Annotated in this window: 11 protein-coding genes and 2 pseudogenes; all 13 read right to left on the bottom strand. The window is 42.3% G+C overall.

Annotated features, from left to right (window positions below; all coding sequences use genetic code 11):
* Positions 1-2: 2 nt before the first annotated feature.
* Positions 3-1,460: a sensor histidine kinase gene (locus JCM16418_RS00770; protein WP_036645230.1), complete on the bottom strand. Its 1,458-nt coding sequence runs from the start codon at positions 1,458-1,460 to the stop codon at positions 3-5.
* Positions 1,461-1,462: 2 nt separating this feature from the next.
* On the bottom strand, positions 1,463-2,152 hold the full coding sequence (locus JCM16418_RS00765) for a response regulator transcription factor (protein ID WP_036645229.1): 690 nt from the start codon (positions 2,150-2,152) through the stop codon (positions 1,463-1,465).
* A 133-nt stretch (positions 2,153-2,285) separates the two neighbouring features.
* Complete coding sequence (locus JCM16418_RS00760; protein ID WP_036645228.1) at positions 2,286-3,917, bottom strand: S1C family serine protease; 1,632 nt, start codon at positions 3,915-3,917, stop codon at positions 2,286-2,288.
* Between the two features lie 144 nt (positions 3,918-4,061).
* Positions 4,062-4,720: pseudogene (locus tag JCM16418_RS00755) on the bottom strand (response regulator).
* Positions 4,721-4,745: 25 nt separating this feature from the next.
* On the bottom strand, positions 4,746-5,777 hold the full coding sequence (locus JCM16418_RS00750; RefSeq protein ID WP_036645226.1) for a sensor histidine kinase: 1,032 nt from the start codon (positions 5,775-5,777) through the stop codon (positions 4,746-4,748).
* A 5-nt stretch (positions 5,778-5,782) separates the two neighbouring features.
* Positions 5,783-6,913: a cell wall-active antibiotics response protein LiaF gene (gene liaF / locus JCM16418_RS00745; protein WP_036645224.1), complete on the bottom strand. Its 1,131-nt coding sequence runs from the start codon at positions 6,911-6,913 to the stop codon at positions 5,783-5,785.
* A gap of 185 nt (positions 6,914-7,098) precedes the next feature.
* The gene (locus JCM16418_RS00740) at positions 7,099-7,287 is read right to left on the bottom strand and encodes a hypothetical protein (protein WP_036645222.1); all 189 of its coding nucleotides are present in this window, start codon (positions 7,285-7,287) and stop codon (positions 7,099-7,101) included.
* Between the two features lie 163 nt (positions 7,288-7,450).
* The gene (locus JCM16418_RS00735) at positions 7,451-7,966 is read right to left on the bottom strand and encodes a 3D domain-containing protein (RefSeq protein ID WP_242403695.1); all 516 of its coding nucleotides are present in this window, start codon (positions 7,964-7,966) and stop codon (positions 7,451-7,453) included.
* Between the two features lie 419 nt (positions 7,967-8,385).
* On the bottom strand, positions 8,386-10,326 hold the full coding sequence (thrS, locus tag JCM16418_RS00730; RefSeq protein ID WP_036645218.1) for a threonine--tRNA ligase: 1,941 nt from the start codon (positions 10,324-10,326) through the stop codon (positions 8,386-8,388).
* Between the two features lie 401 nt (positions 10,327-10,727).
* Positions 10,728-11,633 (bottom strand): putative sporulation protein YtxC, encoded by a 906-nt coding sequence (gene ytxC, locus JCM16418_RS00725; RefSeq protein ID WP_036645216.1) that lies wholly within the window; start codon positions 11,631-11,633, stop codon positions 10,728-10,730.
* 212 nt (positions 11,634-11,845) lie between these two features.
* Positions 11,846-12,978 (bottom strand): annotated as a pseudogene (gene mqnC, locus JCM16418_RS00720) (cyclic dehypoxanthinyl futalosine synthase).
* 164 nt (positions 12,979-13,142) lie between these two features.
* Positions 13,143-14,324 (bottom strand): aminotransferase class I/II-fold pyridoxal phosphate-dependent enzyme, encoded by a 1,182-nt coding sequence (locus tag JCM16418_RS00715; RefSeq protein ID WP_036645214.1) that lies wholly within the window; start codon positions 14,322-14,324, stop codon positions 13,143-13,145.
* On the bottom strand, positions 14,317-15,507 hold the full coding sequence (locus tag JCM16418_RS00710) for a PLP-dependent transferase (RefSeq protein ID WP_036645211.1): 1,191 nt from the start codon (positions 15,505-15,507) through the stop codon (positions 14,317-14,319). Before JCM16418_RS00710 ends, JCM16418_RS00715 begins: the two co-directional genes overlap by 8 nt.
* Between the last annotated feature and the right edge of the window lie 20 nt (positions 15,508-15,527).

The following is a 15,527-nucleotide window of genomic DNA, read 5'->3' as shown; positions in this document are numbered from 1 at the left end:
CCCTATTCGAGAGGGACGGGAAAGACAATCGGAAGCCATATAATAAAGGTTGTACCTTCATCCATCGTTGTAACCACTTCCACAGAACCCTGTAATTCATCAATAATCCATTTAGCTATGGACAATCCTAGGCCAATTCCTTCGGTCATTCCTCTAGATTGATCTGCACGATAGAACCGATCAAAGATATGCGGAACCTCATCCTTGTTCATACCAATCCCCGTATCAGCGACACGAATACCGACCTGATTTTTATAAATGAAGGCATCGAACGTTACTTTACCCTCTGGTGTGTATTTAAAAGCGTTCTCAATAAATATAAATAGCATCTGCTGCATATAATCTTTGTTACCACTTACATAAATTCCATTTAGAATTGAAAAATCTCCCGTGACCCACTCCGCTTCATGTGGTAATAGATTCGCACGCCGTGCCACTTCTTCAACAAGAATTTCTAAAGGTACAGGCTCTTTCTCGAAGGTCCTTCCCGTATCTGCACGAGCAAGTGAGAGCATATCGGCGACAAGTCTGGTCATTCGTTTCGATTCATCCGCAATATCACTTACAGCCTCCAGTGACATTTGATTCAGAGTCTCTTCATCTAGATTCGGGCGTTCGTCTCCGTCCTTAGACCACATCTTTTGCAATAGATCCACATTACCACGAATAGTCGTGAGTGGCGTTCGCAGCTCATGTGAAGCATCAGATACGAACCTACGCTGCATCGCATAAGAGTCCTCTAATTCTTTATAAAAGCCCTCCATACGCCCAAGCATGCTATTAACAGTATCAATCAGCTGTCCAATCTCATCCTGAGGTCCATCGTATTCAATACGAACACTAAGATCCGATCCATTCTGAATCCGGCTTGCTGCTTCAATAACATTCTCTATAGGCCTCATCGATTTCCGGGCAAGAAACAAGCCTAATGTCGATGCAATAATAACCATCATTGTCGAACCCAGAACCAGTATATTTCGAAGTCTTGTTAACAAACTTGCTTCCGAACCGGTAAATGCTGCCACTTGTAAGAAGCCTACCGTTTGACCTTCTAAAATTAACGATTTTTGATAAACCATAAAAGGATTATTTTTTATCATTACCTGTTTAAAGCCTACGGCCTGATCTACATCTTTAATATTTGGAATAGGTAATTTTGTCTTCATTTCAATTAGATTATTGGTGAGCTTTGTCTCGCCATTGGTATAGTTATGAAGTTGGACAAACATTTGTGCTGCTAAAAAATCACTAGGTAACACGATGTTTAGATCTAATGTTCCTTGAGGTAAATTAATTTGAATCGAAGGCTTTTCAATTTTATTAGATTGTAGAATAAGTCGTTTTTTAACTTCGTTATACGTATTGAAATGAATGACTCCATAAATTAACGAGCCGAATAAAATCATAGTCATTGCTAAGATCGCCGTATACCACGCAGTTAATCGTAAACGTATGGACATATTTATAAGTCCCCTCTAAGGATATATCCCGCTCCACGGATGGTCTGAATTAGACGCTTGCCTCCATGTTCTTCGGTTTTCTGACGAAGCATCGCAATATATACTTCCAGTACGTTTGACTCTCCACTATAATCATAGCCCCATATCTTGTCCATAATTAAATCGCGGGAGAGAACACGCTTGGGATTCTGCATAAACAAGTGAAGGAGTTCAAATTCCTTAGCTGTTAGCTCAACTCTCTTCCCACTACGCAGAACCTCACGTGAATCAACATCAAGCACGACGTCCTCATACATGAGACGCTGATCTTCCATTCCATTTTGTTCTGGCTTACGACGAAGCAATGCCCGGACACGCGCAAGCAATTCTTCAAGTGCGAACGGTTTCACTAAATAATCATCCGCTCCCATATCCAGACCCTTTACACGATGCTCAATTTCATCCTTTGCTGTAAGCATCAGAATAGGCATCCGGCTCCCTGCTTCACGCAGGCGGCGGCAGACTTCAAAGCCATCCACCTGAGGCATCATAATATCAAGAACGACTAAATCGGGATCGCCGCTTAGAATTGCTTTTAAACCTTCCGCACCATTACTTGCAGTCACAACATCATAACCTTCAAAAGCAAGTCCGCGTCGTAGCATTGAAATAATTTTCTCGTCATCATCAATAATTAGAATGGTTGATCGCATGGATAGTTGCTCCTTTATCGCTTTGGTTTCTCTAAATTATAGTATATATTGTATTCGTTTAATTTTACTAATCCATCTTTACGAATAACAGCGGAAGGGGAGTTCCCTTCCGCTGTTATTCAAACCATTCTAATTATTGACCTGAATTACCATTGGTACCTGTTGATACTTCTGTAAATTTATTCTTATCGCCAATCGTAACTTCAAGATCAAGCTTTTTATTATTACGAACGACATTTAAAGTTACCTTGTCTCCAACTTTTTGCTTCTGTACAAAAGCAATCAGATCCGTGTTCGTCTTGTAAGCTGTTCCATTGGCACCTGTAATAATGTCGTATGGGCGAAGATCCGCCTCGTAAGCAGGTGATTTAAATAATACTTCTGCAACAACAGATCCTTCTTTCACCGTCGTACCCATTTGCTTACCAACTTCATCCGTCAGCGTCATAAGACTTGCACCGAGGAAAGGAGATGGTTCTTTCGGAATTTCTTGATTGTTCTTCAGTTTATCTACTACCTCATTAATGGTACTGGTTGGAATGGCGAATCCGATCCCTTGGGAATCTGCACTTACTGCCACGTTCATACCAATGACTTCACCATTCAAATTAAGTAGAGGTCCTCCAGAGTTACCTGGATTAATAGAAGCATCGGTTTGTAACAAATGTAGATATTTACGTGTGCCGCTACCGGACTCTTCGCTAATATCGATGCTACGTTCTTTCGCACTCAGTACCCCAGAGGTTACAGTATGGTCAAAGCCTTGTGGGTTACCGATCGCTACAACAGGTTCACCAACTTTGGCATTAGCTGAATTACCAAGAGGAACGGTTGGAAAATCAGTACCCTCAATTTTCAGAACTGCTAGATCGAGTTCCTTACTTGAACCGAGCAATTTTGCTTCATAGATCTTCTTATCATTTTCAATCGTTACTTGAATGACATCCGCATTCTCAATAACATGCTCATTCGTCAGAATGTATCCCGCTTTATCATAGATGAAACCCGAGCCAATTCCGTAAGGAACAAGTTTGGAGGAATCAGACTGTGAATCCGATCCGGAATTTGATGAACCCCCATTGCTATTTCCATCGGACTGATTCCCGAAGAAATATGAGAATGGATCATTAGAGTACGGATTAGACTGCGAGCTTGAGTTCTTTCCAGATTTCACAAGAGTCTCAATTTTCACAACCGCTGGTCCAGCTTCCTTCACAACACCCGATACATCGGTAGGTTTAGAGAGTGGCAAGGATGTTGTAGCGGTTTTACTGCTAGTGCTCGTATCGGGCTGAGCCGATACCGTGGTGCTTGGTTGATTATTGGAACTGAGTGCTGTATCTGGCGTAAATAAGTTCATGCGATCCGATGTAATCATCAAAGCCGTGATCACGACCATACCGGCTAGGAACGAAATTAAAATTGTTTTCACTGAGCTCTTAGGGCGGTCGTTATATTGCCAGTTCCCCTTGCCCCCATTACCAGAACCTCCTGAACCATTTCCGTTATTACCGGAGTCACCACCGGATTGAAAACGACTAACAGCTGGCAAGGTTTTTACAGGTTGAGGCGGTGTTATTTCGACCTCAGGTGTTTGTGGTTCATATCCGTCAATACCATGCTGTTCTGTGTTTTGTGAATCTAAAGATTTGAAGGGACCGTAGGAGTAATATGATGAACCTGATTCTGAAGACTCACGGCGTTTAACTGTATCATTCTCGAACTGATTGTCCGGCTCACCGGATCTAGTATTTCTTTCATCCATAATTTATGCCTCCTGTCCCTTAAAACACGTATTTGCCAAGGGATATTGTTTAACTGTTTATATCATGTACTATAAACCTTAATGACAGATTAAAAACAATTAAAAAGGAGATAAAACATAGGCAAAATATACTAGAATGTATCTTCAGTTAAGAACCCATCCCTTACGATGGGCATAAATAGCCAATTGCGTACGATCTTCAAGCTCACATTTCATCAGCAAATTACTTACATGTGTTTTGACTGTCTTAATACTTATGTGGAGTTCCTCGGCAATATCCTTATTATTCTTTCCTTCTGCAATGAGTAAAATAACCTCTTTCTCCCGCTCTGTAAGACCTGTATTATCGCCTTTAACCGTTCGTTGCCTAATTCCACGCGTTAATGCCTGAGATACGTCGCCAGTCATCACAGGCATTCCACGATATGCCCCCTGAAGCGCATAAATTAACTCCTCAGCAGATACCGTTTTAAGTACATAGCTTAGGCTCCCGCTTCAATTGCATCAACAACCAGTTCATCCTCCAGAAAACTTGTTAATATTACAATTTTCATGGTTGGATATTGTGCAAGTACCGCGCGTGTGGTCTCCGCTCCGTTCATCACTGGCATCATTAAATCCATCAGAATCAAATCAGGAAAAGAATCCGGAGCAGCATCACGAAGCAAGTCCATCACTTTACCGCCATGCTCAGCTTCACCAACAACCTCAAATTTAGGCTCTAGCATCAAATATGTTTTAAGCCCCATCCGCACCATGTCATGATCATCTACTATGAGTACCTTAATATTGGTTCCTTCCATAGGTAGCCTTCTCCCTTTCTAGCATTTACTTCTGTTCTTCTTTTCCCTGATCAAACTTGGGAATATGTACACGAATCGTCGTTCCTGATCCCTGTTTGCTTAACACTTCGACCTGTCCTCCAAGTTTTTCGGCACGTTCCCTCATGGTTGAAAGACCATATGATCCTTGCTTATGAGGCACAATATCGAAGCCTTGACCATCATCACTGATGCTAAGTACGACCTGTTTAGCTTCTTCGCGAAGCGACATACTTACAAGGCGTGCACTTGCGTGCTTTACAATGTTAGCGACTGCTTCCTGAATAATGAGAAACAGCTGATGTTCAATCGCTTCCGACATTTCACCTTGTAGCTCGACTTCTTTCATACCCTTCAGCCCGTTCTGGCGGCAATAATCCGGGAACCATACTTCAAGCGCTTCTTCCAAACTCTTATCTTCAAGTTCCACTGGACGAAGCTGAGCGATGAGTGCGCGCATTTGCTTCTGCGCCATTTGAGACATCGTAATTAATTGTTCAAGAACGATTCGACCTTGATCCGCATTCTTCTCTAGCACCTTAGGAAGTGAAGAAGCCGACATATGTATAGCAAAAAGCTGCTGACTAACCGTATCATGTAAGTCTCTTGCCATGCGTCTACGTTCTTCCAACACAGCTGATTCGGCTGCTCTCTCCTGTTCAACGACTTCCTGTTCACCAAGACGCTGAAGGAGCTTCATCTTATTCTCCATGGCATCCATCAAGTTGTTGAATTCATGGTATACACGTGTAAATGTAGGATCATCAGATTCAATAATACGCACGGATAAGTTCCCTTTGGCTACCTGAAGCATATTTAGTTCCAGCACATCGATCTGCCGTTGAATCCGCTGACCAGCCATGTATCCCACAATAATAGAAAACAGTAGGAAACCTAAGCTGAGATATACCCAGACCCAGGTTCCATGAATAGTTAGATATCCGGTATCATTACCGATGTAAAGCATGATGCTCATCATCAGTCCCATGACTACAAAGTAGATCCATAGCGCCCATTTTGTATTTTTAAATATACTCATCCGCTCTAACCTACTCTGTTCACTTTAATATCGCCAATAAATGCACTGACATTAATTTTAATTTTTTTACTTGCTTCTTTATAATAAGGTGTTTTAATATCCACGTTACTCATAAATCCACTACGTGTTTCACCAATAATGGTCATATCACCTATAAAAGAACTTGAATTCACGCGTATTCCTAAATCAGCATCATGCGGCACGTATACTTTAATGTCTCCAATAAAGGCAGATAGGTTAATTTTTGTTTCTCCGTATGGAATTTGAGCATTTGTTAGATCAAGTACCGAATCACCAATAAATTGGGATATGTTCGTATTCTTAAGCTGGAAGTATTCACGGCCCACATGAATATCGCCAATGAAGGAAGAGCGATTTGTACTCCCACCCTCACGTTCATGACCTGGTCCATAATCGCTGTCATCCCAATCAACCGTGACGGTTGGACGCCCATTCCGTCTATGTTCTCTAGCTTCATGCTTGAAACGTTTGTAGTGTGACTTGTAATTTTCTTTATATTGTTTTTTCAAACGTTTCTTCATGTCATGGAAATCATCATCGTCCTCGTCGTAGTCATCATCCTCGGCGAATGGATGATAATCCTCTTTATCCAAGTTAATGAATTCGCGCTTTGGACGAACATTTATATGTTCTTTATCTTTCGCTCTTTCTTGAAAAGGAATTCCAAATTTCTCTTCAAATTGCTGATCTAGCGTGGACTCCGCCGTCATATCTACAGGCTCAGGTGGATCAGGTATAATCTCAATATCTTCCTTACGTTTCACTTTGGGTGATGAAGGTCTAGAGTCATTCGACTTAAATAACACATTAAGTCCACCAATAATAAGTAGTACGGGAAGTGCAATTTTGAATAATCCCCCTACACTAAATCCCCAACCCTGTTCTTGTCCTAAGAAATAAGTTCCGACTAGAATCAAGACCGCAGCTCCTGCGAAATTTTTCCGACCCTTTAACAATTCACGAACTCCCAGCAGAATCAGGATCAGAGGCCAGTAGGTTGAAAATATATCACCGATACTGATATCAATTACATTTAGCACATCCAGCATAAATAGGACTCCAACACCGATCAGTAGCAATCCGCCAAACAACCGATCCGCCCATTTTTTCTGCATAACGTCTACTCCCCTTTAGCTACTTTCATTGTTACGTTCAGTGTACAATACAAAGCTACGCTTTAAACAGCGGCGCGGGATGGATTTCGTCCTCGGTCTAGAGACGGAGACAAATGGATTTTTATGGATTATGTACACACAAAAATGCCCGCCAATAGGCGGACATTTTTGTTTATAGAACTTTATTATTTGTTGGACCCGGAGTTTTTTTCTTGAAATTCAGCATTGAACTTCTCATCCGGTGTTTTGTAGTTTTGAGCCTTCGCGCTTCCATTCGAGCTAGCATTGGTTGCAGAATTCTCTTCACCAAATTCTTCATTGTACTTTTCATTCGGAGTTGAGTAGTTGTCCTGTACTTTCTTTTGTTTTGGCATGTGGATTCACCTCCCTTTAAGCTTGGCAATTTGGCAAACTTGAAGCGGGGTGCTTCTTCCCCCAGTCCGTATTATGTGATCATTGGCTTAAATCTATACAGTATGTTGAAAGAAAAAGCCTGCCCCCGCCCATTCAATATCGAAAGGGAGGAGCAGGCTTTATTTAAATGACCTTTTCCAATAATTCAGATGGAAGTGTCTTATAGGTTTGAATAGCTTTTCCTAAAGTCTTTATAAGCTTCTCATCGCATTTGCCGTTACCATGCTTAACAACAAGCACTTCAACCTCTTTTTTGCCCCATTCTTTAAACACCTGCTTGGTCGTGGCAAAATACAAGTCAATCTTATGTCCTTTAATAGCTGAACCTGTATCGGCAACTACACCATAACCATATCCCGGGATATACAAAATCGTTCCGAGTGGGAAATACTTCGGATCTGCTGCAATCGTGGACACTTGATTCTTGTCTCGACGAACCTTCACACCGGAATAGGTGATACCATACTGCGGATGTGTGGGGCGTTTGCCTGTCGATTCGTATCCCGCTGTGTAGCCAGTTGCCATCACTTTTACAGTCCGAATGACCTGAGTATGGTTCGGAGCAATAACCGATACTGATGGGCCATAGGTTTTCCGCGGGTCTTTCACTGCTGCTTTAGGCTTGACTGTATTAATCATATACTTGGGTGCGGCTTTCATAACAAAATCAGAACTCTGAACCGTCTCTGACTTCTTCTTTTCTGAAATCTTAAACATTACAGGACTTAGCGCATATTTCAAAGGCTTCATTGCATAATCCTGTTGCGCACTTGCCATCGTATTTACAGCCTTATCCCCTTGACTGCCATATGTTAGCACCGAAGTAAACGATGACGCTGATGCATGTAAAGTCGGTTGTTTCCCTATGAGAATAACCATACCGAAAAGAAACACCCATAATAAAATCCTCTGCCATGTTTTAGATTGAATCATATTTATACCTCCCCCTTACTAGCGAGGATGTCCATATGACCAATCATTTATACATGTGAAGTGAACACCGTCACTTCTGCAGAGGATTTATTTACTAGCATTAAACCTTATTTAAGCAGCGTTATTTAAAAAATAACATGCTCTGAAATTTCTTGTCTAAGGCGTGATACAGCTTCATCTAACTTAACTGCACCAATATCGCCTTCGCCGCGTTTACGGATAGACACGCTGGAATCATTCATTTCGTTCTCACCGATAATGAACATATATGGAATCTTTTCCAATTGTCCTTCACGGATCTTATAGCCCATCTTCTCATTGCGTAAATCAGCTTCAACGGCAATACCTGCTAACTGCAGTTTCTCTGCAACTTGCTTAGCGTAATCTTCAAACGCAGTAGAAACTGGAATCACTTTAACTTGTACTGGAGAAAGCCATAGTGGCAAGGCACCTGCAAAATTCTCAAGCAAGAAGGCAGTAAAACGTTCCATTGTACCCAAGATGCCTCGGTGAATAACGACTGGACGGTGCTTCTGTCCATCATCACCTACGTACTCAAGCTCAAAACGTTCAGGAAGCAAAAAGTCCAATTGTACAGTAGACAATGTTTCTTCCTTGCCTAATGCAGTACGGATCTGCACGTCCAATTTCGGACCGTAAAAGGCAGCTTCGCCTTCGGCTTCGAAGAATGGGATACCGGCTTCTTCCACAACTTCACGCAGCATACGCTGAGACATTTCCCACATCGCGTCATTCGGGAAATACTTCTCTGTATCTGCTGGATCACGATAGGACAAACGGAAACGGAAATCTTTAATACCAAAGTCATCATACACCTTAGTGATGAGCTGGATAACACGCATGAATTCTTCTTTAATTTGATCCGGACGACAGAAGATATGGGAATCATTCAGTGTCATTGCACGTACACGATGTAAGCCTGTTAATGCACCAGACATTTCATAACGGTGCTGCATGCCAAGCTCAGCAATACGGATCGGAAGATCGCGGTAGCTGTGCATGTCACTCTTATAGACCATCATGTGATGCGGGCAGTTCATCGGACGAAGCACTAGTTCTTCGTTATCCAGTACCATTTTCGGGAACATATCATCTTGGTAGTGCTCCCAGTGTCCAGATGTCTTGTACAACTCCACATTACCAAGTACAGGTGTGTACACATGCTGATATCCCAAGCTTTCTTCAAGGTCCACGATATAACGTTCTAATGTACGACGTAGCTTAGCACCTTTAGGTAACCACATGGGTAAGCCTTGTCCAACAAGCTGAGAGAAAGTGAAAATTTCAAGCTCTTTACCTAATTTACGGTGATCACGTTTCTTAGCTTCTTCCAGAAGATGCAGATGCTCAGCAAGCTGATCCTTCTTCATAAATGCAGTACCATAAATGCGTTGCAGCATTTTATTCTTGCTGTCCCCCCGCCAGTATGCACCCGCTACGTTCATCAGTTTGAATACTTTAATCTTAGATGTAGAAGGTAAATGCGGTCCACGGCATAAGTCGACAAACTCACCTTGCTCGTAGAGGGAGATAACACTATCCTCTGGTAGAGCTTCAATCAATTCAATTTTATATGGATCAGCCATTTCAGTAAATAAGGCTAGTGCCTCTGCGCGGCTAACTTCTTTACGTGTGATTGGCAAATTTTCGTTAATAATGCGTTCCATTTCCTTCTCAATCTTTTGCAAATCTTCAGGATTAAGAGGGTGCTCTAAGTCCATGTCATAATAAAAACCATCTTCAATGACAGGTCCTACGCCGAGTTTAACTTCATTTGCTCCGAACAAGCGCTTAACCGCCTGTGCCATAAGATGAGCTGTACTATGACGCATAACTTCTAGACCTTCTGGAGAATCCAGAGTAACGATCTCTATTAATGCACCTTCTTCAAGCTTCGAATTCAGATCCACCACGACACCGTTCATTTTCCCTGCGGCTGCATTCTTTCTCAGTCCACTGCTAATGGATGCGGCTACGTCCTCTATAGTACTTCCTTCCGCATATTCCCTTTGTGATCCATCTGGTAATTTAATATTAACTGCCATGTTGATGATTCCTCCCTTGTATACGCTCTTCGTTCACATTCTGCAACAATAGACACAAAAAAACACTCATCCCTGGTAAGGACGAGTGTTATCACCCGTGGTTCCACCCAAATTCAATATTGCGTACCACTTGCAAATTATAGCACCGCAAGCATAGTAGCATATCCTTCATCAGCATTAGATAACGGTAATGATCCGGCGATTCTTACTGTCCTAACTCATCATACAATGAACAGGTTTCAAAAACGCAGCTACAAAGGGGTAAACCAAAGGTGGAATCAGGAGGAACTTACAGCCACATGTTTCCTCTCTCTGTACTGTCCGAATCTTTGGATCATGTCTTTGTCAAAGCTTTTGACGAATTATGAGTTATTATAAGTCCCTCTCTCAGGAACGTCAAGTCAAATCTTACCCGTTTCTCTGAAATAGGAATTACAGTCTGGGCAATAACCACATATTTCAATACGTTCATCGAAGATCTGTAGCAGCGTCATGATGACGGGCATTTGTGGTTCTCGAGTGTGAATAATCACTTTAGCGGGTGAAATGGAAATAAGAGTGCTCACGACAGCATCTTCCATAGCCATATCCTGCTGATCCAGCCGTTCGATAATTAACCCTTCTTCATGTCTGTACTCCAGCGTATTCATGTGTTCATCAAGCAACATTAATTCCTGTCCGCCCTTATGAACGATATGAACTAAAGGCACCTTTGGTTCCTGAAAATATACAAAATATTTGAGAAGACCGACGAATTCTTCATATTGCCGATCCATCAAGAATTCGTCAACCGCATATTCTACAATTTCACGAAGCTCTGTACCGTATTCCTTCATGCGAAAAGTCAGGAAACCCTCTACGTTTAGCTGCGAATTCCCTTCTAGGCATTCCGTTAAACTCTTCGTTATTAACCTCAAACGGCGATTCCATGATTCATTAGGCTTAGGTGAACCCTTTACCAACATCTGCATACAATGAGCTACAATTTTTCCAGTTTCCTTCGGATCTGAGAAGTCAAAGTGATCATCAAGCATATGTTCAACAAGTTGCTGTTCTTTTGCTTCCAAAATAAACGAACCTACAGCTTCGGCAGCCATATGATAAATAGCCCGAAGACCATCTGACTGCAATACTCGTGTATCATCTATACTGCAAAACCAGACGGAACGCTCCTCATGAACTGTACATCGAGTCTTCAACGTCTTGAACGTTCTATGTAAATCTTGATTTGTGGCACTCACAAGTTGTTTATAACGCTCCACCTCAAGCGGGGTGGCTGTTTGTACTGAAATGCAGAACAGCTCCATGGAGATCACTCCTTTCTGTATCACTCCTTAAGTATATGTTGATGAGGAAGGGATATACGGAAGGGGTTCATGGAAAACAGGCTAACATTTCTCAATTATAAAAAGGGAATGTCCCGTACGTAGATTTTCTACGAATGAGACATTCCCTTTAGACCTTGGAAACTTTCGGGGTGGCTTTTGGGACCCCGCTTATCACAAAAAAAAAAATAGAATTAGTTCTGCATAACGAAATCGCGCTCTACTTGTGTTCCATCTTTAAATACCTTAAGAATATCGTAACGAGTATTACGTTGGGCTGGAATTTTACCGGCTTCACGAATCAACTCGAGAATTGAATTGATATTCACTTTATGGACAGCTCCAGCAGAAGAAACCACATTCTCTTCCATCATGGTGCTACCAAAATCATTGCAACCATAGCTTAGTGATAATTTACCCACTTCAGGTCCCATGGTAACCCACGAAGACTGTAAGTGCGGAACGTTATCAAGCATAAGTCGGCCGATTGCTACTGTTTTAAGGTAAGCTTCTGGCGTTTCGCGTTCACGTTTAAGACCTGTGTTATCAGGCTGGAATGTGAACGGAATAAAGGCTAAGAAACCTTTGGAATCATATTTATTCTCGATACATTGATCCTGCGCATCACGGATGCGAAGCATATGTAACGCACGCTCTTCCATCGTTTCACCAAAACCGATAACCATCGTCGCACTAGTGTTCAGACCCACTTTATGTGCCATCTGCATAACATCCATCCAATCGCGCCAAGTTCCCTTGTGACGACTGATTTGTTTACGGATACGGTCATCTAGAATCTCTGCACCGCCGCCAGGAAGGGAGTCAAGACCTGCTTCGCGAAGCTCACGTACTACTTGCTCAAGCGACAGACCTGAAACCTCCTGCATTTTACGAATCTCAGCTGGTGAGAATGAATGCATCGTTATATTTGGGAAGCGAAGCTTAATATTACGGAGTAAGTCTGTATAGTAATTGAACGGCAAGTAGGATTCGTTCCACCTTGCATCAATATTTCAGTACCACCGACATCTTCAGTTTCTTTGATTTTCTGGAAAATCACTTCGTCAGGGAGTAAATACCCTTCACTTGAACCTGGAATACGGTAAAAAGCACAGAATGTACAGAATGTATCACACACGTTCGTATAGTTGACATTACGTCCAATAACAAAAGTTGTAATCGGGTCCGGATGAACCCGTTGCATCATGATATTTGCCGCATGACCTAACTTCTCAATTTCATCACTTTCAAATAATCGTACGCCATCTTCTAAATCAAGGCGTTCGCCTCGTAGTCTTTTATCCAATATCCGGTCTACCGCACTCATATTTCGCAGCCTCCTTCAACTATGCTGGTATATATATTGTCTTCCTGATTTCGAAACCAACGTAACCATATTAACATAATTTAGGCACAAACACAGCACCACTATGAATAGTGATGCTGTGTTACTTGTTACATATGCGTCTAACACTTTGTATACTATGTGAATTAAATCGCAAATGCCTGATCTAAATCAGCAATAAGATCATCAATATCTTCAAGTCCAACAGAGAAGCGAAGTAAACCGTCCGTAATTCCGCGAGCACTTCTCACTTCAGGTGGCATAGCCGCATGCGACATCATTGCTGGATAAGATAAAATACTCTCTACTGCTCCTAAGCTAACCGCAACTAACGGAAGTTTCACTCGGTTCAGCACCTGCTTAGCACGTTCTCCTGAACCTACATCAAATGAGACCACAGCACCATACCCAGTGGATTGCTTCTCGTGAATTTCTCTACCAGGATGATCAATAAGACCAGGGTAATATACACCTGTAATATCTTTTCTTCCTGACAGCCATGCGGCTAGAACCGCTGCACTTTCTTCACTAGCTCTCATACGCGCCTGCAATGTCTTCATACCACGCATCAACAGCCAGCAGTCCTGCACACCAAGTACCGTTCCTAATCCGTTTTGCAGTACTTTTAATTGTCTTCCTAAACTCTCTGTGCGAGCTACAGCTAGTCCCGCTAGTACATCGCTATGTCCACCCAAAAATTTAGTAGCACTATGCAGAACAATGTCAACACCCATTTCAATCGGACGTTGGTAATAAGGCGTCATAAAGGTATTGTCGAGCATCGTTAATAAGTTATGTTCTTTTGCCCAGTTGGTGACCGCTGCAATGTCCGTTATTTTAAGTGTAGGATTGGATGGAGTTTCCATATATACAGCCTTGGTATTTGATTTCAACGCAGCCTTCACTTGCTCCAAGTCAGTCATATCCACAAATGTACTCTCAATTCCAAACCTACTTAATATGCTGCTTAGTAAGCGGTATGTTCCGCCATATACATCTTCGGTTACAATCATATGATCCCCAGCTGACAGAAGCATGAATGTGCTAGAGATCGCTGCCATACCAGAGGAATAAGCCAAGCCACGTGCACCACCCTCAAGCAATGCAATATAATCCTCTAGTGCCTGCCTTGTTGGGTTACCAGAACGACTGTAATCGTATAGTGGTGGATTAAAAACATCTTCATGATGGAAAGTAGAAGCCTGATAGATTGGAACACTGGAAGCTCCTGTATTACGATCAATCTCAGAACCGAAATGAAGTAATCTTGTCGCGAATTTTAATTTTTCTACTTCTTGATTAGAATCCTGTTCATTTCTGCTACTCATGTTTTGCTCCCCCTTCAATCTCCTCGACTGCTGCATCCAGTGCCCCGCCAAGATCTGCAATTAGATCATCTACATGCTCGATACCTACTGAGAAGCGCAGTAGTCGATCATCAACCCCAACTGCCTGACGTATTTCTTCAGGTATATCGGCATGCGTTTGTACAGCTGGATATGTCATTAACGATTCTACTCCGCCTAAGCTTTCTGCGAATGCAATCAGACGGATATGACGTAGAAGAGGTTCCACATAACGAGCATCCTTTACTTTGAAAGAGAAAATACCCGTGTTACCGCTTGACTGCTTATTCTGAATCTCATACCCGGGATGGTCTGGCAGCGCCGGATAGAATACCTCTGCGACCGCTGAATGCGTAAGCAAGAATTTAGCGATTGCGGTCGCGTTACTCTCATGGCGTTCCATGCGAAGTGCTAGTGTCTTCATGCCGCGCATTAATTGGTAGGAGTCTGTTGGTCCAAGGACAGCACCAATGGAGTTATGAAGGAAAGCAATTTCTGCTGACAATTCAGTACCTTTTGTCACAATTAGACCCGCGAGCACATCGTTATGCCCACCCAAATATTTGGTAGCACTATGGACCACAATATCAGCACCTAGCTCTAGTGGACGCTGGAAGAAAGGTGTAAGCAGTGTATTATCTACGATAGTAAGTAAGTTGTGACGTTGTGCCCAATTCGAAACGGCTTCAATATCCGTAATCATCATGAGTGGATTCGTTGGTGTTTCAATAAACACCGCTTTGGTGTTTGGACGTCTGGATTGTTCTAGTTCATCTAAATTATTAGTATCTACATAAGTAGCACTAACTCCGAATTTAGAAAGTATACGCTCTAATAGTCGATATGTACCTCCATATAGATCGAGGGAAACGATTAAATGATCACCTTGACCAAATAGAGTGAAAACAATTTGTAGTGCTGCCATTCCTGAGCTACAAGCGAATCCCGCATCGCCAGACTCTAGCTCTGCTGCTGCCTCCTCTAACACTTTACGAGTCGGATTTTGAGTACGGGCATAGTCAAAACCTGTGCTCTTGCCAAGCTGAGGATGACGAAAAGCTGTTGCTTGATAAATGGGGAAATTAATAGCGCCTGTTACCGGTTCTTCGATTGAGCCAATTTGTGCTAAGCGACTTTCAATTTTAAAACGAGTGTTCTTGTCCATAAATCCTCCCTGAATTTGCA

The organism is Paenibacillus pini JCM 16418, from assembly GCF_000576305.1.
Lineage (GTDB): Bacteria > Bacillota > Bacilli > Paenibacillales > Paenibacillaceae > Paenibacillus_AQ > Paenibacillus_AQ pini.
The sequence above is the reverse complement of the archived record's forward strand: the minus strand, read 5'-3'. Positions and strand labels throughout refer to the sequence as shown.